The sequence below is a fragment of the Hymenobacter siberiensis genome, from assembly GCF_018967845.1.
Lineage (GTDB): Bacteria > Bacteroidota > Bacteroidia > Cytophagales > Hymenobacteraceae > Hymenobacter > Hymenobacter siberiensis.
The window spans coordinates 390,437-413,752 of the sequence record NZ_JAHLZZ010000001.1 but is presented as its reverse complement, the minus strand read 5'-3'; the positions used below and the strand labels follow the sequence as shown (position 1 = coordinate 413,752).

Annotated in this window: 21 protein-coding genes; 11 read left to right on the top strand and 10 right to left on the bottom strand. The window is 62.0% G+C overall.

Going from position 1 to position 23,316, the window contains the following annotated elements; all coding sequences use genetic code 11:
- The first annotated feature begins 70 nt into the window (after window positions 1–70).
- Complete coding sequence (gene chrA / locus KQ661_RS01830; RefSeq protein WP_216685511.1) at window positions 71–1,378, top strand: chromate efflux transporter; 1,308 nt, start codon at window positions 71–73, stop codon at window positions 1,376–1,378.
- Window position 1,379: 1 nt separating this feature from the next.
- Here the strand turns inward: chrA and KQ661_RS01825 are convergent, their stop codons facing one another.
- Together KQ661_RS01825 and KQ661_RS01820 are read right to left on the bottom strand one after the other, a co-directional pair.
- The gene (locus KQ661_RS01825; protein ID WP_216679077.1) at window positions 1,380–2,741 is read right to left on the bottom strand and encodes a lysophospholipid acyltransferase family protein; all 1,362 of its coding nucleotides are present in this window, start codon (window positions 2,739–2,741) and stop codon (window positions 1,380–1,382) included.
- A 120-nt stretch (window positions 2,742–2,861) separates the two neighbouring features.
- Window positions 2,862–3,365, bottom strand: a complete 504-nt coding sequence (locus KQ661_RS01820) for a DUF6799 domain-containing protein (RefSeq protein ID WP_216685510.1) — start codon at window positions 3,363–3,365, stop codon at window positions 2,862–2,864.
- A gap of 390 nt (window positions 3,366–3,755) precedes the next feature.
- Here KQ661_RS01820 and KQ661_RS01815 point away from each other — a divergent pair, with 390 nt between their 5' ends.
- From KQ661_RS01815 to KQ661_RS01805, 3 genes are all read left to right on the top strand, one after another.
- Entirely contained in the window at window positions 3,756–4,703 is a 948-nt protein-coding gene (locus KQ661_RS01815) for a DnaJ C-terminal domain-containing protein (RefSeq protein ID WP_216679075.1), read from the top strand.
- A gap of 33 nt (window positions 4,704–4,736) precedes the next feature.
- The gene (locus tag KQ661_RS01810) at window positions 4,737–5,060 is read left to right on the top strand and encodes a hypothetical protein (RefSeq protein ID WP_216679074.1); all 324 of its coding nucleotides are present in this window, start codon (window positions 4,737–4,739) and stop codon (window positions 5,058–5,060) included.
- A gap of 387 nt (window positions 5,061–5,447) precedes the next feature.
- Window positions 5,448–6,059 carry a hypothetical protein gene (locus KQ661_RS01805; protein ID WP_216685509.1) on the top strand — a complete coding sequence of 204 codons (612 nt, stop codon included), beginning with the start codon at window positions 5,448–5,450 and terminating at the stop codon, window positions 6,057–6,059.
- A 151-nt stretch (window positions 6,060–6,210) separates the two neighbouring features.
- On the opposite strand, the gene KQ661_RS01800 is transcribed toward KQ661_RS01805, so the two are convergent.
- From KQ661_RS01800 to KQ661_RS01780, 5 genes are all read right to left on the bottom strand, one after another.
- Complete coding sequence (locus KQ661_RS01800; RefSeq protein ID WP_216679072.1) at window positions 6,211–6,957, bottom strand: ZIP family metal transporter; 747 nt, start codon at window positions 6,955–6,957, stop codon at window positions 6,211–6,213.
- A gap of 183 nt (window positions 6,958–7,140) precedes the next feature.
- Window positions 7,141–7,506 (bottom strand): hypothetical protein, encoded by a 366-nt coding sequence (locus KQ661_RS01795; RefSeq protein ID WP_216679071.1) that lies wholly within the window; start codon window positions 7,504–7,506, stop codon window positions 7,141–7,143.
- 27 nt (window positions 7,507–7,533) lie between these two features.
- Complete coding sequence (locus tag KQ661_RS01790; RefSeq protein ID WP_216679070.1) at window positions 7,534–8,166, bottom strand: hypothetical protein; 633 nt, start codon at window positions 8,164–8,166, stop codon at window positions 7,534–7,536.
- Between the two features lie 116 nt (window positions 8,167–8,282).
- Window positions 8,283–9,155, bottom strand: a complete 873-nt coding sequence (gene nadC, locus KQ661_RS01785; RefSeq protein ID WP_394369604.1) for a carboxylating nicotinate-nucleotide diphosphorylase — start codon at window positions 9,153–9,155, stop codon at window positions 8,283–8,285.
- A 76-nt stretch (window positions 9,156–9,231) separates the two neighbouring features.
- Window positions 9,232–9,594, bottom strand: a complete 363-nt coding sequence (locus KQ661_RS01780) for a DUF4783 domain-containing protein (RefSeq protein WP_216685508.1) — start codon at window positions 9,592–9,594, stop codon at window positions 9,232–9,234.
- Window positions 9,595–9,804: 210 nt separating this feature from the next.
- Between KQ661_RS01780 and gpmI the strand changes: the two genes are divergently transcribed.
- Entirely contained in the window at window positions 9,805–11,349 is a 1,545-nt protein-coding gene (gene gpmI, locus KQ661_RS01775; protein WP_216679069.1) for a 2,3-bisphosphoglycerate-independent phosphoglycerate mutase, read from the top strand.
- Window positions 11,342–11,923, top strand: coding sequence for a hypothetical protein (locus KQ661_RS01770; protein WP_216679068.1), 582 nt, complete (start codon window positions 11,342–11,344; stop codon window positions 11,921–11,923). The genes gpmI and KQ661_RS01770 overlap by 8 nt, the downstream gene beginning before the upstream one ends.
- A 141-nt stretch (window positions 11,924–12,064) precedes the next feature.
- Here the strand turns inward: KQ661_RS01770 and KQ661_RS01765 are convergent, their stop codons facing one another.
- Both KQ661_RS01765 and prfA read right to left on the bottom strand, forming a co-directional pair.
- The gene (locus tag KQ661_RS01765) at window positions 12,065–13,621 is read right to left on the bottom strand and encodes a hypothetical protein (protein ID WP_216679067.1); all 1,557 of its coding nucleotides are present in this window, start codon (window positions 13,619–13,621) and stop codon (window positions 12,065–12,067) included.
- 266 nt (window positions 13,622–13,887) lie between these two features.
- Entirely contained in the window at window positions 13,888–14,961 is a 1,074-nt protein-coding gene (gene prfA / locus KQ661_RS01760) for a peptide chain release factor 1 (RefSeq protein ID WP_216679066.1), read from the bottom strand.
- 348 nt (window positions 14,962–15,309) lie between these two features.
- Here prfA and thrA point away from each other — a divergent pair, with 348 nt between their 5' ends.
- From thrA to KQ661_RS01735, 5 genes are all read left to right on the top strand, one after another.
- Entirely contained in the window at window positions 15,310–17,763 is a 2,454-nt protein-coding gene (gene thrA, locus KQ661_RS01755; RefSeq protein WP_216679065.1) for a bifunctional aspartate kinase/homoserine dehydrogenase I, read from the top strand.
- A gap of 94 nt (window positions 17,764–17,857) precedes the next feature.
- Window positions 17,858–18,784, top strand: a complete 927-nt coding sequence (locus KQ661_RS01750) for a homoserine kinase (RefSeq protein ID WP_216685507.1) — start codon at window positions 17,858–17,860, stop codon at window positions 18,782–18,784.
- 182 nt (window positions 18,785–18,966) lie between these two features.
- Window positions 18,967–20,262: a threonine synthase gene (thrC, locus tag KQ661_RS01745; RefSeq protein WP_216679063.1), complete on the top strand. Its 1,296-nt coding sequence runs from the start codon at window positions 18,967–18,969 to the stop codon at window positions 20,260–20,262.
- Between the two features lie 72 nt (window positions 20,263–20,334).
- Window positions 20,335–21,027, top strand: coding sequence for a c-type heme family protein (locus KQ661_RS01740; RefSeq protein ID WP_216679062.1), 693 nt, complete (start codon window positions 20,335–20,337; stop codon window positions 21,025–21,027).
- 285 nt (window positions 21,028–21,312) lie between these two features.
- Window positions 21,313–22,617, top strand: a complete 1,305-nt coding sequence (locus tag KQ661_RS01735; protein ID WP_216685506.1) for a protoporphyrinogen/coproporphyrinogen oxidase — start codon at window positions 21,313–21,315, stop codon at window positions 22,615–22,617.
- 267 nt (window positions 22,618–22,884) lie between these two features.
- Here KQ661_RS01735 and KQ661_RS01730 read toward each other — a convergent pair whose 3' ends face one another.
- Window positions 22,885–23,313, bottom strand: coding sequence for a hypothetical protein (locus KQ661_RS01730; protein WP_216685505.1), 429 nt, complete (start codon window positions 23,311–23,313; stop codon window positions 22,885–22,887).
- Window positions 23,314–23,316 lie beyond the last annotated feature (3 nt).

The window sequence follows — 23,316 nt, the reverse complement described above, 5'->3', positions numbered from 1 at the left end:
ATCCAAGTTGGGGTAACGAAGCGGAAGAGATGCTTCGACAAGCTCAGCATGATGTTCTTTTTTGTTCCGCATGACCGTTCCAACGCCACCTACTGCCCCGCACCCCGCCGCACCCGTTTCCCTCACGCCGCCCCTGCGGCGCTCGGGCAAGCGCACGCGGCGGAGGCGGGGCATTATTTTTCTGAAGGATGTGGCCGTGCTGGCCCTCACGGCCTTTGGCGGACCGCAGGCGCACCTGGCCATGTTTTTCCGGCTGCTGGTGGATAAGCGCCGCTACATCAGCACGCCCGAGCTGCTGGAATTGCAGGCGCTGTGCGCGCTGCTGCCGGGGCCCACGTCCACCCAAACCATTACCGTTATCGGCTTCCGGCTGGGTGGGCCCAATCTGGCCTACCTCACGCTGCTGGTCTGGATGGCTCCGTCCGTGACGCTGATGACGCTGGCCGCCCTCGCCCTGAACCATCTCGACCCGGCCCGGGTGGCGGCGCTGGTGCAGTTTGTGCAGCCGGTGGCGGTGGGCTTTGTGGCGTTCTCGGCCTACAAGATTGCGGAGAAGGTCATTCATACCAAAACGGCCGTGGGGCTGATGGTGGCCGCCGCCATGATGGCCTACTTTTTCCAGCTGCCCTGGATGCTGCCGCTGCTGCTGCTGGCCGGCGGGGCCGTAACCACGGTGCGCTACCGCAAGCACGCCATTGTGCAGAAAAAAAAGCCGCTGCGCGTGGAGTGGGCCAATTTTGTGCTGTGGCTGGGTATTCTGGTGGGGGCGGCCGTGCTGGGGCACTACACGCAGCTGCTGCCGGTGCGGCTGTTCGAGAATTTTTACCGCAACGGCTCGCTGGTATTTGGGGGTGGGCAGGTGCTGGCCCCGCTGCTGTATGCCGAGTTTGTGGAGTTCAAGCACTACCTCACGGGAACGGAGTTTTTGTCGGGCCTGGGACTGGTGCAGGCCATGCCAGGTCCTAATTTTTCCATCGCGGCCTACATCGGGGCGCTGGCCATGCGGCCGGCGGGTGGCAACGGCATGCAGGTGCTGGGGGCACTGGTGGGCGCGGCGGGCATCTTTCTGCCGGGCACGTTTCTCATCTTCTTCGTGATTCGCTTCTGGGACCGGCTGCGGCAGTACCGGGTGGTGCAGGCCTCGTTGGAGGGCATCAACGCCGTGAGCGCGGGGCTGGTGTGCGCGGCCACCTTCCTGCTCTACCACCCGCTGCCCGACCGCCTGCTGGAGCTGCCGTTTCACCTCGGCCCCATCGATTCGCTGCCCCTGAACCCGCTGCTGGTGGGGGCCACGTTCCTGCTGCTGCTTTGGGAGAAGGTGCCCAGCGTGGTCATCATTGCCGTGGCGCTGCTGGCCGGCGCGCTGCTGCCTGCCTGACTCAGGCCTCCGCCCTGGCGGTTAGGTACGCCATCCGGGCATCTTCCAGCTCGGTTAGTAAAGCGGTGCGTTGCTGCAATAGTGCGGCACCAACGGCTGGCGTGCGCCGGAAAAAGCGGGCGGCGCGCAGCCGCCGCAGGCGGGCTGCCAGCGTATTCCAGTAGCTCAGGGCATAAAAACCGGTGAGGGGCAGGCTGAGCACGTACAGTGCGGTCAGCCGCCAGTCGTGAGTGAAGTAGTGCACGGCTGCTGCCTGCAGCACGTAGGCCAGCGGGAAAGTCAGCATGCCCATCACCAGCATGATGGGAGCCACAAACTCCACATCCTTGGTAGCCCGCTTAGCCACGGCCGAAGGCAGGATGTAAGGCAGGTAGTTATTAACCACGCCATACAGCCATACCGGCGCGCCAAATACCAGGTTGAGCAGGCCGGCCACGGAGCCGCGCCGCTGGCTATCCAGCGCTTCGTCGCTGAGGTTGTGGCGGCGCAGGTCGGCCAGGTAGGCGGCAAACTGCGCGCGGGCGGCGGTGAGGCGCTCGGGGAAGTGCTGCTCGGCCCAGGGCAGGGCCTGGAGCAGGGTGCGGCTCAGCAGGAAGTTGTCGTAGAGGGTGTCGGGGTCGTCGTCGGGGTTGAGGTGGTCGCCGAAGGTGCGCTCAATCTGCTGCACGAAGGTGTCCTCGGCCGCGTCGCGGGTGATGACCAGGCGGCGTTCCAGCGCCACCCGAATGGCCTCGGTGAGCTGGTCGGCGGCCTCGTCGGGGTCCTGGGCGTAGGCGGCGGCATAGTCGGCTACGACGATGGGCGGGGCCACGTTCAGCAGCACATCCGAGCGAAACTTGCTGGGGTCAAAGTAGTTAGTGGCCACCGGCACCACTTTCAGGCCCAGCTTAAACTTATGGCGGGCTTCGGCCCCCAGCGCAATGCGGGCCGCGCCGGTTTTGAGGGGCCGCAGGCGGCGCTCGCTCACGCTGGTGCCCTCCGGAAAAATCATGATGGTGCCGCCCCGGCCCAAGTAGTCGTAGCAGCGGCCGAAGGTGGCCTCGTTCTGGGCGGCGCGCTGCTCGGGCGTGACGGGGCCGCCGGTGCCCGCGTCCTGCGCCCGGTAGATGGGAATGGAGTTGCCCGACTGCATGATGGCCCGCACGATGGGATTGCTGAAAAACGTGCTTTTGGCCAGAAAGGCAATGGGCTGGCGGCAGTTCACGGCCGCCAGCAGCGGGTCCATGAGGGTGTTGGGGTGGTTGCCGGCCAGCAGCAGCGGGCCCGGCAGGTGCAGGCGTTCGGGGTGCCGCACCGCGATGCGGCGGAAAAAGACCCGCAGCGCAACCTGCACCAGCGGTTTCATCACAGTATAAAAGAGCATGGGCGGCAATACGGCGTGTGGCCCCGAAAGATAGGTGGCTGCCGCTGCGAACCATCGCAACGCCAAAGCGCCGCTTCCCATTCGAGGGAAGCGGCGCTTTGGCGTTGGGCAGCACGCGGATTACTTTTTCTTCTTCTTTTCGGCTTTGGCCTTGGCCTTGGCTTTTTCTTCTTCGCGCTTGGCTTTGTCCTTGGCTTTGCGCTCGGCTTCGGCCTCCATTTTCTTGCGCTTGCCGGGGTATTTGGCATCGAAGACCATGACTTTGGCAATGCTGTCGGCGTCGGCAACGGCCCGCCGGCTCGTTACGCGGCCGGTGAGCGAAACGTAGTCGCCCTCCGTAATTTGAGTGGTGGTGCCATTGGGCGTCGTCACGATGCCGGCCGGGGTGATGATAGTGCCGTTAACCAGCTTTTTATCAGCTGTAAGCGGGTTGCTAATGCCGAGCTCGGTGAGTACGGTACGGCCCTTCTGCATCGAAATGCCATCCTTGATTCCCTCGATGGCCGATGCGGCTACGCGCGGCTTGGGCTGCACACGGCCCGGGCGGGCCGTTTGAGCCTGCGCTGCGGCAATATTCAGAAAAGCCAACGCAAAAACACCGAAGGATAGATTCTTGATTTTCATGGAAAGGTTAAAAATGGAATAAGGAAAAGCGCAACGATAAATGCTTTCAATATGCAAATATAAGGCTTTTTCGGAAAATGCTAATTGTATTATGTTCCCGGGGAGTGCAAAATTGGCTCTGGGATGTAGGGGTTGGAAAGTCAACATTCTGTTGGCGCTTTCGTTCAGCTAGCATACCCAATTTTGATGCCGAAAACCAAGCGTCCCCGTTTCTTGGCTGCCCCATCTCACTATACGAGAGCGGGTGGGCGGTAACGTGATGCGCCGCGTAAAATTGTCAGCGGCGGAAATTGGCTGGTAAATGACGAATTTGCAGTGCGGGCCGCCGCCGGCCGCTTTCGCAGCTGCCAATGACCGACGAATAATTCCATCGCATTTCTCCCTCTTCAAGTGGATTACAAAGACTATTACAAGGCGCTGGGAGTAGATAAAACCGCTACGCCCGAGCAGATTAAAAAGGCGTACCGCAAGCTGGCCCGCCAGCACCACCCCGATGTGAACCCCAACGACAAGGGCGCGGAGCAGAAATTCAAAGAAATCAACGAAGCCAACGAAGTCCTCAGCGACTCCGAAAAGCGGAAGAAGTATGACCAGTTCGGGGCCGACTGGCAGCGCTACCAGCAGCAGCCCGGCGGCGGCGCGGGCCGCGGCGGCCAGCCCGGCGGTGGCTTCGACTGGAGCCAGTACACCCAGGGCCAGGGCGGCCAGGGTGGGGGCGGCAATCCGTTTGGCGAAGGCGAGGATTTCTCGGATTTCTTCGGCTCGCTCTTCGGCAACATGGGGGGCGGTGGTGGCCGGCGGGCTGGCGGCACCCGCCCCGGCGCGGGGGGCGACTACCAGGCCGAGCTGGAAATGAGCCTGGAGGAAGCCTACCACGGCGGCCCGCGCACCATCACGGTGAATGGCAAAAACCTGCGCCTGACCATCGCGCCCGGCGTGGCCGACGGCCAGACCATCCGCCTGCGCGACCAGGGCGGCCCCGGCCGCAACGGCGGCCCCAACGGCGCGCTGCTCATCACCTTCCGCATTCGGCCCGATGCCCGTTACGCCCGCACCGGCGACGACCTCACCCAGGACGTGCCCGTGAGCATGTACAAGGCCCTGCTGGGCGGCGAGCAAACGGTGGAAACCCTCAGCGGCTCCGTCAAAATCAAGCTCAAACCCGAAACGGCCAACGGCACCCGCCTGCGCCTGCGCGGCAAGGGCTTCCCGGTGTATAAAAAGGACGGCCAGTTCGGCGACCTCTACCTGCGCCTCACCATAGCCTTGCCCCAGAACCTCACCGAACCAGAAAAAGAGCTGATTCAACAGCTAGCCGACTTGCGCGCTGCCGAGTAGGAACCTGAAGCCCAACCCATCGCCTTATTCATCATGGAAGCAACCTTCATCACGCTCACTTTCCAGGAATGCTCGGTGCGCTACGGCCTGGCCCCGGCCGACTTGCGCGACTTCCTGCAAGCCGGCCTGCTCCGCGCCGCGCCCGCGCCCGAAACCGTCATCGTCGACGAGCCCGACGACCTGCCGCGCCTCGCCCGCCTGCACCACGAGCTGGGCCTGGCCCCCGAGGCGCTCGACATCATCTTGGCCATGCGCCAGCGGCTGGTGCGCCTGCAAGCCAGCCTGGCCCGCGAAACCGCCCGGGCACGGCAGTTGGAGGATTTCCTGCTGGGCGGTGGAGAAGTGTTAGAATTATGAATAACGAAAGAAACTTGCTTAATCTAGGAAGAAGTACAAAGGCTTTTCCCTAGCTGTTCCTTGAAAAAATTACTTAACATAATGTCAGTTATAAGCGCACTCTTGGAATCGCACCGGGTGCGCCCGCCTGCGCCGGCTTGCACTTTGGCGGGGACTAGGCTCCTACGGTCGCGTTTACGAAACTCATCCCCTCGGCGCATTTCGTAAACTTTGAATCGTAGACGAGTTTCTTAAACTCGCCCGGCCCTATTTGGGCTAGGTGGCCACCTGGTGCTGGCCAGCTGCTCGGCGTTTACCGAAAGGAGCGTATGTTTACTATGCACCCTGGCTTTCGTTCCCCTGCCTATGAAGACCTGCTTTTCTTCCCCGGGAGGGGCGCTCCGATGGATGGCCGCAGCCCTGTTGCTGGGCGGGTGTGCGGACCACGACGGCGAGGGGCCCGCGACAGTGAGCGGGCAAGTGGTCAGTGAAACCACCCGGCAGCCCGTGCCGCGCCCCCCGCAGGTGCAGCTCTGGCAGCGGGCGCAGTCCGCCGGCAGCCTGACGGGCGGGGCCGCCTACGCCCCGCTCGGGGCCCCGCACGCCACCGACGCGCAGGGCCGCTTTGCTTTCTCCTTCGAGGCCGAGGCCCGGCGTGAGTACGTGCTGCGCGCCGCCGGCGGTTTGGGCTACTACACCGACTGGGCCCGCGCCCCGGCCCTGCGCGGGGGCCAGCAGAACACAGGCGTGCAGGTGCCTGCTGCGGCCCCGGCCTGGATTCGGCTCGACCTGGTCGACGAGCTGCCCCGAAATCGGGTCTGGATGTTTTTTTCCGGCTTCGGCGGGGGCGGGCTTCAGCTTCCGTTCCCCCGCGACACGTCGGTCGTATTTCCTTACTTGGCCGGCCAAGAAAACTTTATTTACTGGCGGATTACCAATGCGCAGGGGCAAGAGACGACGGGCCAGCGCACGTTTACACAGGCCCCCCTTGATACGCAGCGTGTACGAATTGCTTTCTGACCACAGCCATCAACGCGGAGATGGTGCCCAAACTAGTTCAGCCAAACGGTGATTTAAATAAGACAAGGGGGCTTTTACATACTACAAACGACCGGTTATAGCACGTAAAAGCGAAACTATAATAGGACCCGACTCCAGCCTACAGCGTCGCTCACGCTACGGCCAGCGCCAGCAGCAGCCCCGACAGCGTTGCGGCCATCTTGGGCCAGTTGAGGCGATGCTCGGGGCTGGTTTCAAACAGGATGGTGGTCGAAACGTGCAGGAAATTGCCTGCCACCAGGCCCAGCAGCGCCGCGTACCAGCCGCTGCTCAGCAGCTGCGCCAGCACCACGTAGTTGCTGAAAATGATGCCGATTGGCGAGGCCAGCGCGAAAATCAGCAGGCCCGGCCACACCCGCCGGAAGCTGCCCAGCCGCAGCCGCAGCAGCGTGGCCAGCGCAAAGGCCGCCGGCATGTGGTGCAGCGCCACGCCCACCACAATGGCGTAGAAATTCCGGCTGATATCGCCCACTTCCGGCGTGTGCACCAGAATGCTGCCTTCCAGAAACGAGTGCACTACCAGTGCCGCCAGCAGTAGAAAAGGCACCCGGCCCACTGCGTCGTGCCCATGGCCGGTTTCGGCGTGTACGTGCCCGTGCTCCACGCCCTGCGAGAGCACCTCCAGCAGCAGCTGCCCAAAAAAGCCCGCCAGCACCCAGTAGCCCACCCGCGTGGGGTGCTCGGGCAGCAGCTGCAGCGCTTCGGGCAGAATATGCGTGACCGTGAGCGTGAACAAATACGCCCCGCTGAAGGCCAGCAGCGGCTTCAGCCACTGCCCGCTCCGCGCCACCGGCACCCAAGCCGCCGCCGCGCCCGCGCCCAGCACGGTGAGCAGCAGCAGAAAAATTGCAAACCCCATACAGAAAAAATGAGGAATGAAGAATGAGGAATGAAGAATGAAAGACCGACGGCCAAGGCGTCAATTCTTCATTCTTCATTCCTCATTCTTCATTCTGAAAAGACGCAAAGCGGCAGCTCTGCTACCGCCAGCCAGCGGGCAAAGCTGCCACCCAAACGAGAATAACCTAATGAGCCGCGCGCCTTAGCGCTGGATTTGGTGGCCGTTATCGGCCGTATCTGCCTGGCCCGATTTGCCGGCGTCGTTCATTTTACCGCGCTTGCGCATGCCTTCCTCAGCGTTGGCCGACATGGCCGCCTCGGCCGCCGGATGTGCATCGGCATTCTCTGCGGTTTCGCCTTTAGCGGCCTTGATGAGCGGCGAATCGGCGTTTTCGATGGAGGCGTTCGGCACCGATTTGTCAAAGTTTTCGGTATCGCGGGTGCCGGGGGCTACCAGGTCGACCGATACTTTTTCGTCGGGGCGCCAGTCGGAGGGCTCGCTGCTGCAGGAGGTAAGGGCCAAAGTAGCGGCGGAAACGGCCAGCAACAGGGTGGAGGTCAATTTCATCGAAGTAAAATTAGCAGGGGTTGGAATTTATACGGTAGCTGCGCCGGCCTCGGCTGGCAACAGGTTTTTGCGGCGCAACATCGATTCAAACAATCGACGGTCGTTATCGGCGTTGAAAATTTTGAAAGGCAAATGTAAAAACACCGGCACATCGAACGTGCGCGCCAGCCACAGGCGCCAGGCAGCTATGCCCTCCGGCGGCGTGCCGGGCTTGAGGTACAATACGTACGCATCAACATCGCGGCGCACGCGGCCAATCATGTCCCAGGTCAGCTGCATGGCTTTGCCTTCTTTGTCGGGGCCCACGCGCAGCAACAGCTGCTTGTTGTCTATCTCAAACGCCATGCGCTCAAACAGGGGCTTGCTCTGCTCCATCTGGGTCACGCCCGTTACCTGCGCCGAGCGGAACAGCACGAACAGGATGGTGAGCACCACGGCCAGCACAATCCACCACCAGGAGTGCACAAAAATGGCCGGCAGCAGCCCCAGCGCAAACGGAATGAGGGCGTACACCCAGTCTTTTTTCCACACTTCGCCCATCACCATCTTGGTGTAGGTGTCGGTGGTGAGCTGGGTTTTCTTGGTGCGAATGGCCAGCGACGGAGCCTGCTGGGACTGGCGGAAGCCGCCGCCGCCGCCGCGTTGATTTGGTTGGTTCACGGGAGTAATGTGAAAATGTAGTGATGTGTTGAAATGTGAGAATGTATCGGCTGCAAAGAGGTGGAATGGTCTACAGTGCAGCACATTTCCACATCCGCACATTCTTCACATTCTTTTTAATATGCTTTCAGGCTCAAATCCAGGCTTTTGACGGAGTGCGTGAGGGCCCCCACCGAAATGTAGTCGACCCCGGTGCGGGCCACTTCGGCAATGGTTTTTTCGGTGATGCCGCCGCTGGCTTCCGTGGGAAAGCGGCCGGCGATGAGCTCCACGGCTTCACGCAGCTGCTCGGGGGGCATGTTGTCGAGCATAATGCGGTCGATGCTGCCCGCGTCCAGCGCCTGCTGCACTTCATCGAGCGAGCGGGTTTCGATTTCGATGGGCAGCTGCCGGCCGGTTTGCGTGAGGTAGGCGTGCGTGGCCGCAATGGCCTGCGCAATGCCGCCCGCGTAATCGACGTGGTTATCCTTGAGAATAATCATGTCGAACAGGCCGTAGCGGTGGTTCACGCCGCCGCCAATCAGCACGGCCCACTTTTCGCAGAGGCGGAAATTGGGCGTGGTCTTGCGCGTGTCGAGCAGCCGGGCATGAGTGCCGGCCAGCAGCGTATTGAGGTGCGCGGTGTAGGTGGCAATGCCGCTCATACGCTGCATGCAGTTGAGCACCAGGCGCTCGGCGGTGAGGATGCTGCGGGCCGGGCCTTCCACGGTGAAGGCGATGTCGCCGTGCTTCACCAGGTCGCCGTCGGCGAGTAGGGGCGTCATCGTCAGCGAGGTATCTACTTCCGCAAAAATGAGCGGGGCTAGGGCCATGCCGGCCAGCATGCCTTCGCCCTTCACCAGCAAGTGGGCGCGGTTGCGCGCGGCGGCCGGAATGGAAGCCAGGGCCGAATGGTCACCGTCGCCCACATCCTCGGCCAAAGCCGTGCGGATGAAGGTGGTCAGCGCCTCGGGCGTGAGATAGGAATAGGGAGCAGAGATAGTTTGCACGGCGCAAAGGTACGGCCCTTGCGGCGGTGGCGAAAGCTCACAAAAAAGCCCCAACCTGTGGGGGTTGGGGCTCAGCTTATTCTTTCGTGAAATCCAGCGTGTCAATCACCGGTGCGCCGCGCGAGGGCTTGAGCTTCACAAAGACGCGGTAGGTGCCGTTGCGGCCCGCATAGCGGCCAATGGCGTACTGAATGTGCTCCTGGCTTTCGCCCTGATGAATAAACTCGAAGCTGCTGGGAGCATTTTTGCCGAAAAAATCTTTGATGACAATTTCGGCCTGCGTAGCGTTGTACCCCTGCTTGTCGCCATCGAAACCAATTTCAACGGTAGCGGCAAAATATTGCGACAGCTCGCGGGAAGACCCGTTGCGCAACGCTGACCGAACGGCTCCGAGGTTATCGGCCTGCGCGTGAGCCGCCACAGAGCCGAGCAGGAACAACCATCCGATGAATAGAGTCCTAATTAAATAGCGTTTCATTATAGCGGTAGTAAGTGCGTCATACGCAGAGAGAGTCAAGCGAAAATGGTGCCAGTAAGTGCTGGGTGGCGTTGAGCTGGTTGCGGAATGACCGAAAAATAACCGGACTTAAAGCGGGTGCGAAGGTAGAATATTTCAACCAGAGGCGCAGGGCCGCCGTATCTTTGCAGCATGAGTAAGCAGGTATTATTGGTAATTCTCGATGGGTGGGGCATTGCCCCGAATACGGCAGTTTCGGCAGTAGATGCGGCTAGTACGCCGTTCTTTCACGAGCTGTTGCAACGCTTCCCGCACAGCACGCTGCAAGCCTCGGGCGAAGCCGTGGGCCTGCCCGAGGGGCAGATGGGCAACTCCGAAGTGGGCCATATGAACATCGGGGCCGGCCGCGTGGTGAACCAGGAGCTGGTACGCATCGGCAAGTCCATCCGGGAGCGCAAGCTGGGCCAGATGCCCGCGCTGGTAAAAGCCTTTGAGTATGCCATTGCCAATGATAAGCCCCTGCATCTGATTGGTTTGCTTTCTGATGGCGGCGTGCATTCGCACATCGACCATGTGAAGGCGCTCTGCACCGTTGCCCACGAGGCGGGTGTACGGCGCGTGTTCGTGCACGCCTTCACCGATGGCCGCGACACCGACCCCAAGAGTGGTGTGCGTTTCGTGAATGAGCTGGAAGAGTCGATAGTGCGCAGCGGGGCCAAAATCGCCTCGGTGGTGGGCCGCTACTACGCCATGGACCGCGACCGCCGCTGGGAGCGCGTGAAGGTGGCCTACGACTTGCTGGTGAACGGCATCGGCACGCCCTCGCAAAACTTGATTCAAACCATTCAGGAGCAGTACAAGGACGGCGTGACGGATGAGTTCCTGAAGCCCATCGTGAAGACCGGGGCCGATGGCCAGCCGCTGGCCACCATTGAGGACGGCGACGTGGTGCTGTGCTTCAACTTCCGCACCGACCGGGGCCGCGAAATCACGGAAGTGCTGACACAGCAGGACATGAACGCCTTCCAGATGCAGCGCCTCAACCTGCATTATCTCACCCTCACCAACTACGACGACACCTTTGTGGGCGTGACGCCCATTTTTGAGAAGGACAACCTGAACAACACGCTGGGTGAAGTGCTGGCTGCGCACGGCAAAACCCAGATTCGCATTGCCGAAACCGAGAAGTATCCGCACGTCACGTTCTTTTTCTCGGGTGGCCGGGAGAATGAATTTGCCGGCGAAACGCGAATCCTGCGGGCCTCGCCCAAAGTGGCGACCTACGACCTGCAGCCCGAGATGAGCGCCGCCGAGCTGCGCGACGCCCTGATACCGGAGCTGCAGGCCAAGTCGGCCGATTTCGTGGTGCTGAACTTCGCCAACCCCGACATGGTGGGCCACACCGGCGTGTTCGAGGCCGTGGTGAAAGCCGTGGAAACGACCGATGCCTGCGCCCGCGCCGTGGTAGAAGCGGCCCTGGAGGCCGGCTACGCCAGCATCATCATTGCCGACCACGGCAATGCCGAGTTCATGCGCAACGCCGACGGCTCGCCCAACACCGCCCACACCACCAACCTGGTGCCCTGCATTCTGGCCGACAGCGACTACCACGGCACCCTGGCCGATGGCAAGCTCGGCGACCTGGCTCCCACCATTCTGGAGCTGATGGGCGTGCCCAAGCCGGCCGAGATGACGGGCCTGAGCATGCTGCGGCCCAACACTCCTGCGAATGCGTAAGCGCGGCCTGGTAATAGGCGGGTGGGCTACGGGCGTAGTGCTGCTGGCCGGCTGTGGCGATGCCGGCCCGGCCGCGCCCGCTGCCCGCCAGCCGCTGTACTTCGATGTGAAAGGCCTGCTCACGCAGCAGGTAGCGCAGCTGGAGAAGCGCCATGCGGCCGTGACCAAGCACGTAAGCCTGCGCGGCAACGCGCCCGAAACTGTGCGCGTGCCCGCCGTGAAATGGAATGACGAGCTCCAGATTTTCTTCCAGGCTGATATCAACAAAGCCGCCCTGCGCGGGGCCTATGCCGTCGACTCGGTGGCGCTTCCCGATGGACGCCTGCGCCGCACCTACACGCGCCGGCCGGGCCAGCCCAACGCGCCCGTGGCCAGCCTGACAGTGGTGCAGCAAGGCGCGGTACCGCAGGAAATCGCGGCTACCATTATCCAGAACAACCCGCTGTTTTCGGCGCAAAAGCAGCTGCGCGTGCAGCTGGAAAACGGCCAGCTGCGCACCTACAAAGTGGTGGGAACCCAGAAGCTGGTGCTGTTCGACACGCTGCACTATTCGGCGGCCGGGCGGGTGGAGTAGTTTCCAGGGTGGTGCATCGGGCCGGATAGTAGCGCGAACTCTGTAGTTCGCGTTTTCGTGCCATTCGAACGGCTTTTAGCGGCGCGGGGACGCGAACTACAAAGTTCGCGCTACGGCTAGAATAACCTGATTCAACGGCGCTTACTTGTGCTCGTAGGCCCCCAGGCTGGGGAATGTCAGGTTGCGCGGCAGGTTGATGAGGTCGCGAGGGGGCGTGGTAGAGCCAATGGCTTTGGCGCGGCGGGGCGCGGTAGCCGGCGAGGTGGCTTGCAGGGTGTAATCGGGCCGGCTGCTGCTGAGCGACGTGCGGACAAACAGCGGGTCGATGTTGACGATATTGAAGCGGGTGGGAAAGGCCAGACCGGGGGTGCCGGTAGCGTCCGAAGCAGCGCCGTACTCCTTGGTACGCAGCAGCGAATTCAGGATGCTGAACGTAAACGTGGGGTCGCCGTTGTTCTGCAAATACAACTCGTCCTCAAAAGAGCCCCACACGATGGAATTGCGAATGGTGACACTAGTTGGCAGTTTTGGCGGGGATTTCAGGGCGTCGTCTACGTTGGTGAACGTGAGGGAGGACGTTTCGCGCCGAAAGGCCGGCGTGTAGTTGGCAATGGTGCAGAAGTTCAAATCGTAGGAGCCGCCGATGCCCACCATCGCATATTCGCCGCAGTTGGTGAAGAGGCAGTTGGTGGCCGCCACATCGCCGGAATAGCTGATGACGCCGCCGCCGGTACCGGGGTTTGCATTGGCAAATGACACATTCGACCCCGAGATATTGCGAAAAACGGTGTTATTCAGGGCCAGGGTGGGGTGGGGCGTCAGGCCGTCGCGGTTATAGAGCAGCGCGCCGAAAGTGGCGTTCTTGATTTCGGTGTAGCGAATGCTGTTGTTGCGGCTGGTGCTGCTGAAAATAATGCCGCCCCACTGGCTGGGAATGTCGCCGTAGAACGGCTCCAGCCGGTCGCCCTGGAAGCGCACGATGTTGGCGTTGGTAGCCTTCACGGTATCGGTCGCGCCGGAGCCGGGCACGAAGTCGTCGTTCACCCGCAGCGTGCCGTTCACCTGCAGATAGGAGCCGGCGTGGGCGTAAATGCGGGCACCTTTGGGAATAGTCAGCGTGACTCCCTGGCCCACCAGCACCCCGAATGAAACGGGAGCTTGGCCCGGCGTCAGCACCCGGTTGGCATTGATGATGACGTGGGGCTTGTCGGTGCGCCAGGTAGTGCTGGTGGTGACATAATCGGCGCGGTGGAAATAGGCATTTTGCCCGAAGGCCACCACCTTCACGTTCTGCTCGTTGCCGTTGGTGCGGAAATTCACTTGGTCTTCCAGCAGAAAGGGCTTGTCCTTGCCGTTGTCGCCGAGCACGGCGCGCACCAGCACCAGCAGGCTGTCGTTGCCCCGGATGGTAATGCCGCTGATGGTGGCGCCGGCATCGCCATTGATAATCAGCGAGTACGTGGAACCCAGCCTGCCGGCCAGGCTCACGTCGGTTTTCACCGCGCCGCTGTTGCGGTTGTACACCCACAGGCGCTTCGTCACCGTCTGGATGGTGGTGAATACCGTGTCAAACTTCACCGTGTCGGTGGCAAATGCCAGGCTACCGGATGTTTGCACCAAGTCTTCCTTCGGCTCGCAGCCGGGTAGGAAGGTGAGCAGGCAGCTCAGGACCAGAAACAGCGGGAAGAGGTGGCGCATAGAAGGCGTTGGGCGGTCAACTCCCCTCCTTACCAAGGAGGGGACGCGGCCGCGAAGCGGGCGCTGGGGTGGTTGGGGGCGTTGAACGCTGGGCGTTGGGAAATGAGTATGTTTAAGGAAGTGCGAGTGTGAAGGACGGTATTGTTCAACATCAGTCGTTCAACGCCCCCAATCACCCCCGTCTTTGCTTCGCAAAAACTCCCCTCCTTGGTAAGGAGGGGAGTTGGTCGTTGGGGCAGTTCCCGCTCCTCACTTCCTGCTTCCACTTATTTCGTCACGCCTTCCTGCAGGCGCTCGGCGCTTTCGGCAATGCGGAGCTGCTCTACGAAGTCGTCGACGTTGCCTTCCATCACGCTGGCCAGGTTATACACCGTGTAGCCGATGCGGTGGTCGGTGACGCGGCCCTGGGGGTAGTTGTAGGTGCGGATTTTATCGGAACGGTCGCCACCGCCAATCATGCTTTTGCGCACTAAGCCGTCGGCTTCGTTCTTCTTGGCTAGCTCCATGTCGTACACGCGGGAGCGGAGTACGGCAAGGGCTTTATCGAAGTTTTTGAGTTGCGATTTCTGGTCCTGGCACTGGGCCACGAGGCCGGAGGGCAAATGGGTGAGGCGCACGGCCGAGTACGTGGTGTTTACGGACTGGCCGCCGGGGCCGCTGGAGCAGAAATAGTCCTTGCGGATATCGCCCATGTTCAGCTCGATGTCGAACTCTTCGACTTCGGGAATAACCACGATGGAGGCCACGCTGGTGTGAATACGGCCCTGGGTTTCGGTGGCCGGCACGCGCTGCACGCGGTGCACGCCACTTTCAAACTTGAGCTTGCCGTACACATCCTCGCCGCGCACGGCCACGATGATTTCCTTGTAGCCGCCGGCGGTGCCTTCCATGGCGTCGATGAGCTCCATTTTCCAGTTCTGCTTTTCGGCGAAGCGCATGTACATGCGCTGCAAATCGCCGGCAAACAGGGCGGCTTCGTCGCCGCCCGCGCCGGCCCGGATTTCCATGATGACGTCCTTGGAGTCATTCGGGTCCTTGGGCAGCAGCAGGTCTTTGATGAGCACTTCGAGGCGCTCCTGCTCGGGCATCAGCTCATCGAGCTCAGCCTTGGCCATTTCGCGGAAGTCCTGGTCTTTTTCGGTGGCCACGACTTCGCGGGCATTTTCGATGTTGCTGAGCACCTGCTGGTAGTTGCGGTACTGCGTCACAATCTTGCCCAGGTCCTTGTATTCCTTGTTCAGGGATTTGTAGCGCTTCAGGTCCGACATCACGTCGGGCTGCATCAGCTCATCGTTGACGTTTTCGTAGCGCTGGTTGATGGCTTCTAGTTTATCGAGCATCGGGTGTTCGGGAAATAATCAGATAGTGTGCAAAGATACGGATTCTAAACACCGCTATTCAGCACGTTGGTTCGCGGGATTTGACGGGAGAAGCCCATCGGCGGGCCGGTACCCCGAATAAACCGCAGAATGGATGCGGGAAATGGCCGTGCCGCGCCCTACATTGCGCCTGTCTGTTTGGGTGTGGCCGGGGCCGGGCAATGGAGTAGCAAGGCTATTCCGGCCCGGTTCTTACCCTACCAAACAGTTTTTTTACGCCCTTGGGCGTTTCCGCTCAAGCTTTCAAACTCTTCTGGTTTCGCACTTCCCACCCAAGCGGCACCGCAACTTCACTAACCAGAAACTGCAATGCAAGTGTTGAAATTTGGAGGCACGTCGGTGGCCTCCGCCGAGAATATCCGCAAGTCGCTGGCCATTGTAGCCACGGCTGCTGAGCGCGGGCCAGTTGTAATGGTCGTGTCGGCGCTGGGTGGGACCACCGATGCGCTGATTAACGTAGGGCGAACCGCTGCGACTGGCGGCAGTCTGCGAGACATCGACGTTAATAAGATGCTAACCGATATACTGCAGCGGCATGGAGACGCAGCGTATCAGCTATTGCCTGATACGCCAATGGAAGAAATTGGCGATTTAAGTAATCAATTCGTTGAGATAATCAATATTTACAAAGGCATTTCTGCTCTTGGTGAACTATCTAAACGCACCCTTGACCGGCTGATGAGCTACGGCGAGCTGCTGTCGTCGCAACTGATTGCCGCGACTGCGCAGGCGCAAGGTCTGGATGCCGTATGGGCCGATGCCCGGCAGCTCATTCGCACCAATTCCCACTTCGGAATGGCCGAAGTGGATATGGCCACGACTCAAAAGCAAGTGGCTGATTTCAAGTCCCAAAACCCGGCGAAAATCTGGGTCGTGCCCGGCTTCATCGCCGCCGATGCCCACGGCACCACCACCACGCTGGGCCGCGGCGGCTCCGACTACACGGCGGCGATTCTGGCCGCCGCGCTGGATGCGGAAAAGCTCGAAATCTGGACCGACGTGAGCGGCATGATGACCGCCGACCCGCGCCTCGTGCGCAGCGCCCGGCCCATTGCGCACATTTCGTATCAGGAGGCTATGGAGCTATCGCACTTTGGGGCGAAGGTGCTTTATCCGCCTACTATTCAGCCCGTCATGCAGCGCGGAATTCCGCTCTGGATTAAAAACACTTTCGCGCCCGACGATTACGGCACGCTGGTGGAAGTGGAGCCGCCACGCACGCCGGCCGTGGTGCAGGGCATTTCCAGCATCGGCAACCTGACTCTGCTGAACCTGGAAGGCAGCGGCATGGTGGGCATCCCCGGCTTCTCGAAGCGGCTGTTTGAGGCGCTGGCCCGGGAGCGCATCAACGTGATTCTCATTACCCAAAGCTCTTCCGAGCATTCTATTTGCGTGGGCGTGAACACGCCGGATGCCGCGCCGGCCCAGGTGGCCGTGGATGAGGAGTTTGCCACGGAAATCGCGGCCGGCCGCATCGAGCCGCTGCGGCCCGAGCGGGACCTCGCCATTGTGGCGCTAGTGGGCGAGAACATGAAAAATCACCCCGGCATCAGCGGCAAGCTGTTTGGGGCACTGGGGCAGAATGGGGTGAACATCCGGGCCATTGCGCAGGGCGCTTCGGAGAAGAATATTTCGACCGTAATTCGGGCTGCTGATGTGCGCAAGGCCATCAACGTGCTGCACGAAGCCTTTTTTGAGTCTACCAAGAAGCAGGTGAACTTGTTTATTCTCGGGCCGGGCAACGTGGGCAGCAAATTGCTGGAGCAGCTGGCGCGGCAACAGGCACACCTACTCGAAAAGCTGGGCTTGCAGGTGCGCGTGGTGGCCATTGCCAACAGCCGCCACTGCCTGGTGGATGAAAACGGCCTCGACCTCACGGCTTGGCCCGAAGAGCTGGCCCAGGCCCCGGCCCAGACGCTGGCCGAGTTTACCCAGCTTATCATTGCCCGCAACCTGCGCAACTCCATCTTCGTGGATGTGACAGCCAACCCGGCCGCCGCCGGCATCTACGCCGATTTGCTTGCCAAGAGCGTGGCCATCGTGGCTTGTAATAAAGTGGCCGCCTCGTCGGACTACGCGCACTACGCCCGCCTCAAAATCCTGTCGAAGGAGTTCAACGCCAGCTACTTGTTTGAAACCAACGTGGGCGCGGCCCTGCCCATTATCGGCACGTTGAACGACCTCACGCGCAGCGGCGACGTGGTGCGGCGCATGGAGGCCGTGCTTTCGGGCACGCTCAACTTTGTGTTCAATAACTACGACGGTACCCGGCCCTTTGCCGACGTGGTGCGCCAGGCCCAGACCGAAGGCTACACTGAGCCCGACCCGCGCCTTGACCTGAGCGGCTCGGACGTAGCCCGCAAAATCCTCATCCTCGCCCGGGAGGCCGGCCAGGTAATGGAAATGGCGGATATTGAAATCGAAACTTTCCTGCCGCCGGCCTGTCTCGAAGGCGACGTGGAAGCTTTCTATACCCAGATGGCGGCGCACGAAAGCCACTTCAAGGCGCTGTATGAGGCGGCTTCGGCGGCCGGCAAGCGCCTGAAATTCGTGGCCCGCTACGCCGATGGCCACGCCGCCGTGGGCCTCCAGCAGGTAGCGCCCGGGCATGATTTATACGACCTGCGCGGCAAGGACAACGTGGTGCTGTTTTACACCGACCGCTACGTCGACCAGCCGCTGGTGGTGAAGGGCGCCGGGGCGGGAGCGGAGGTCACGGCCTCGGGGGTGTTTGCAGACATTATCCGCGCCGCAAGGCTTTGATTTAATTAACAGTTAACAGTTAACAGTTAACAATTAACAATTGGGTGATGAAGGGTGCCGGGCATTCCTAATTCTTAATTGTTAATTCAACATAATGCCTGATTCCGTTCTCGTTCATTCCCCTGCCACGCTCTCCAACCTTGGCTGTGGTTTCGATGTATTTGGCCTGTCGTTGGCCGCGCCCTACGATACCATTCGCCTCACGCGCAGCGCCACGCCGGGCGTCCGCATCCAGCATCTCGACCCCTATAACCTGCCCACCGACCCGCTGCACAACGTGGCCGGTGTGGCCCTACTGGCGCTGCTAAAAGAAGTGCCGGAAGCTGTGGGCTTCGACATGGAAATCACCAAAGGCATCAAGCCGGGCAGCGGCGTGGGCAGCAGCGCCGCCAGCGCCGCCGGCGCGGTGGTGGCTGCTAATGCCCTGCTGGGCAACCGCTTTACAAAAATGCAGCTCGTGGATTTTGCGATGGAAGGGGAGGCCGTAGCCTCCGGAGCACGCCACGCCGATAACATCGCGCCGGCCATTTTCGGCGGCTTCACGGTGGTGCGGGCCTTGGAGCCGGCCATTGATATTATTGCCTTGCCCGCGCCGCCACTGTGGGTGGCCGTGGTGCATCCGCAGATTGAGCTGAAAACCAGCGACTCGCGCAAGGTGCTGCCGGCCACCGTGCCGCTGGGCCTGGCCGTGCGCCAGTGGGCCAACGTGGCCGGACTGGTAGCCGGCTTTATGATGGCGGATTACGACCTTATCGGCCGCTCGCTCGACGACTACATTGTGGAGCCGGCGCGGCTGCCGCTCATTCCCGGCCTGGCCGAGGCGCGGGCGCGGGCGCTGGCGTTGGGGGCCATTGGCGGTGGCATCTCGGGCTCGGGGCCGTCGATTTTTATGCTGAACCGGACGGAGGCAACGGCGCAGGCCGTGGGCACGGCCATGGGCAGCGTATTCACGGAACTGAAAATTGAATGCAACGTGTACGTGGGGCCGGTGGGCACCACGGGGGCGCGGGTGGTGGGGTAGTCGTTCGCCCATTCGCCTCACCCCCTGCCCCCATCTCCGATGGAGAGGGGATACCGGAAATACTCTCCACGACTTATGCCGTAACGTCGTCTTCACGAATCGGTTCTCCCTCTCCATCGGAGAGGGGGGCAGGGGGTGAGGCGAATGGGCGAACGACGCTTTTGCATTTATAAAGCCTGAAAATGAAATACTACAGCCTCCGCCACCAGTCGCCGCTGGTTGATTTTCGCACGGCCACCATCACCGGGCAGGCTCCGGATGGCGGCCTGTATTTCCCCGAAAGCATCCCGAAATTCTCTGCGGATTTCCGGCGCGAATTGCGCAGCCTGAGCAAGGCTACCGTGGCATTCAATGTGATGCGGCCTTACGTGGGCAGCACCATTGCCGAGGCCGACTTGCAGCGCATCTGCGCCGAGGCGGTGGACTTTGACTTTCCGCTGGTGCCGGTGGTGGCGGGCGTGTCGGCGCTGGAGCTGTTTCATGGGCCTACTTTGGCGTTTAAGGACGTGGGGGCGCGGTTTATGAGTCGCTGCCTGGGCTACTTCGCCCAGCACGGCGACACGCCGCCCGTGACCGTGCTGGTAGCCACTTCCGGCGATACCGGCGGGGCCGTGGCCAGCGGCTTTCTGGGCGTGCCGGGCGTGGAAGTGGTGATACTCTACCCCAAAGGCAAGGTGAGCCCCGTACAGGAGCAGCAGCTCACCACCCTGGGCCAGAATATTACGGCGCTGGAAGTGAGCGGTACGTTCGACGACTGCCAGGCGCTGGTGAAACAGGCGTTTCTGGACCCCGAGCTGGCGCAAAAACGCTTCCTAACCTCGGCCAACAGCATCAACGTGGCGCGGTGGCTGCCGCAGCAGCTCTACTACTGCTTTGCCATGCAGCAGTGGTCAGCCGGGGCACCCGCGCCGGTAGTGGCGGTGCCGAGCGGCAACTTTGGCAACCTGTGCGCGGGGCTGCTTGCCCAGGCCTCGGGGCTGGGATTGGGGCACTTCATCGCGGCCTGCAACGCCAACGAGCCGGTGCCCGCCTACCTGCGCACGGGCACCTACGAGCCCCGGCCGGCCGTGCCCACCTTTTCCAACGCCATGGACGTGGGCAACCCCAGCAACTTCGTACGTATTCTGGAGCTGTTTGATAACGACCTGAATAAGCTGCGCGCCGCCCTCGGTGCCGATACCGTGAGCGACGCCGATACGGTGGCCGCCATCCGGCAGGTGTGGGAGCGAGACGAGTATCTGCTCGACCCGCACGGTGCGGTGGCCTACACGGCGCTGCGCCGCTACCAGGCCCAACACGCGGGCGCGGCGGGCCTGATTCTGGCCACGGCGCACCCCGTGAAGTTCCCCGACGTGGTAGAGCCCATCCTCGGCCGCGCCATCGAGCTGCCGGCCGTAGTGCAGGTCTTGCAGGGGCGGGCTAAACGAAGTGTGCCGCTGGCGGTTAACTACGAAGAGTTGAAAGCCTACCTGATGTAGCCCGGCGATGGCCCTGGCCATTGGTGCGGCGGTTCAGACTTTTGTGTAAAATCAGTTCTAATGCCCGTGTTCGTGAAATCCCTGTTGTCCAAAATTGCCTTGTCGGCGCTGGTGTTCGCCGCCGCTGCCGCCTGCCGCCCCGACCAGGTGGAGCACCTCAAAGACAGCAAGCGCATCGGCATCGAGGCCGAAAACTGGGAGGTGAAGCGCATCATGCCCAAGGACCTGCTGCACGCCACCCGCTGGGCCGGCGATTCCCTCACGGCCACCGCCGACTCGCTGCTGCGCCGCACCCTGGCCCGCGAGCTGGCCGCCGGGGGCGTGGCCCGCGCCATGGCTTTTTGCAAACCCGAAACTTACCGCGCCGTCGACTCCCTGGCCGGCGTGCTCAAGGCCACGGCCCACCGCGTGAGCGAGCGGCCCCGCAACCCCGCCAGCCAGGCCCCGCTGCTGGCCGAGGAAATGCGGCCCGATACGGTGCGGACCATCAAGCGGCTGTCGCAGGAAGTATTCTTTTACCAGCGGCCCATTGTGCTGAATAACCAGCTGTGCCTGCGCTGCCACGGCGAAGTAGGGAAGGATATTGCGGCGGCTGATTATGCCCTCATCAAGCAGAAATTCCCGCAGGACCAGGCCACCGGGTATAAGATGGGCCAGCCCATGGCGGCCTGGCAGCTCAGCCTGCAACGCAACGGCGTGGCCGAGTTCTGGACGATGAAAACCCGCAAGAAATGGAAGGAGCACAAGATGCCCAAGCTGTTTTAAAAGCAGCTTTAGGGTCATTTGTGTTGGTTGTGAATTACTGAAGCTGTTTAGAAAGTCCTCAAACGGTCATGCAGCGCTGCGCGCTGCATGACCGTTTGAGGACCTTTTGTGACTTTCTAAACAACTCCACTGTCGTCCTGAGTATTCTGCTTCAATCGCAGAATGCTCAGGACGACAGACGCTTGAAAAACGTCACTCCGTTATAACCTCAATTAGCCCAACCTTTCGCGCCCCGCGCCGTGAAATGCGGAGCAAGCTGCGCGAAATTCTGTTTGCTACTCAATTATGACTCCCTCTGATTCTAACCCCGTTATCATCATCGGGGCGGGCATGGCCGGGCTGGCCTGCGCCACCTGGCTGCACCGCGCCGGCCATGCCGTGCTCGTGCTCGAAGCGGCCGATGCCGTGGGTGGCCGCGTGCGTACCGATATCACGCCCGATGGCTTCCGGCTCGACCGGGGCTTTCAGGTAATGCTCACCAACTACCCCGAGGCCCGGCGCATCTTCGACTACAGTGCGCTCAACTTGAAAAGCTTCCGCTCCGGGGCCGTAATCCGGCTGGCCGATGGGCGTGAAACTACCTTGCAAAACCCATTGCAAGCCCCGCTGGCGGCGTTTTCGGCGCTTACTTCGCCAATTGGGACGCTGCCTGATAAGCTGCGCATCCTCAGTCTGGTGCGGCACTTGCTGAAATACACGCCCGAGGAATTGCTGGCCCGCCCGGCCACCGATACCCTCACCTTCCTGCAACGCTACGGCTGGAGCGAGCAGATGATAAACGCGTTTTTCAAGCCGTTTTTCGGCGGCGTTTTCCTGGACAGGGAGCTGACTACGGCCAGCAACTTCTTCGAATTCGTGTTCCAGCAGTTCGTGACCGGCGAGGCGGCCGTGCCCGCCCTGGGCATGCAGCAGCTGCCCGAGCAGCTGGCGGCCCGCCTGCCCGCCGGCACGGTGCGCCTCAACTCGCCGGTGGCGGGCGTGGTCGATGGCACGCAGGTGCGCCTCACTACGGGCCAGGTATTGCACGGCTCGGCCGTGGTGCTGGCCACCGATGGCCTGAGCACCCTGCGCCTGCTGACCGGCCGCAGCGGCAACCCCGACGACAGCCTCACGGCCCAGAACGCCACTTTTCCCACGGCGGCCCGCCTCACCACCTGCACCTACTTTGCCACGCCCGGCGGCCACTCGCCGGGCCGCAATGACAAGCTGCTGCGCCTGAACGCCGGCCCCAGTGCTCTGGCCCATAACGTGGCCTTCCCCGCCGATGTGAGCGGCGCCTACGCCCCCGCCGGCCGCTCGCTGATATCGGTGAGCACCCACGGCGAGCGCAGCCTCAGCGAGGAAGAGCTGACCGCCCGCCTGCGCGAGGAACTGGCCGCCTGGTTTGGGCCGGCCGCCCGGCAGTGGGAGCACCTGCGCAGCTACCGCATCCCCACGGCGCTGCCGGTGTACCTGCCCGGCCAGCCCGTAGAACAGCCCCTGAAATTGGCCGAAACCCTCTACCGCTGCGGCGACTGGACTTCCTATCCCTCGCTGAACGCGGCCTTGTCCACCGGACGCGAAGTGGCTGAGTTAATTATCAAGAGTTGATAACCGCGCCATCTTTTCCTTAGGGCAGGACCATAAAAAAACCGGTCTGAAGTGGTGCGACACCACTTCAGACCGGTTTTGCACCACCTGGGACCGGTTCCGCACCGCTCAGGAGCGGTGTTGCACGACCTGAGAGTGGTTCCGCACCGGTCGCGACCGGTGCTACAACACTTGACACCGGTTCCGCACCGGTCGGGACCGGTGTCGCACCACTCCTGAGCGGTGGCGTACCACCCGCGACCGGTGCGGCACCCCGGCCAGCCGGGGCTACGCCGCTTTGGGCGCGGGCTTGGCTTTGGCGGCACCCAGGCGCTGGGCGTAGCGCTTTTTCATGATTTGGAGGGGGGCCTGCACGGCGGCGGTTTCGCCGTTGTCCTTGCGCAGGTCTTCGTAGATGTCGTCGGCGGTCACCATCACGTCGGCTCCGGCCAGGCGGTAGGTGTCCTCCACTTTCTGAACCAGCGGCCCGAGCACGGCCCGGATGCCGCGCAGGGCATCCATGAGGGCCACGTCTTTTTCAAACTCGGCCAGGTCGAAATTGCGGCGGGTGAAGTCCACGCTGGCCCGCACGGCATCGAGGCCGGCCTGGGCGAAGGGGATGCCGTCGAAGCCGATGTTGCGCAGGCCCTTGCTTTCCTCGGGCTGCAGGGTGATGAGGAAGGGCAGCAGGGCTTCGACCTGGTGCAGGGCATCCACGAT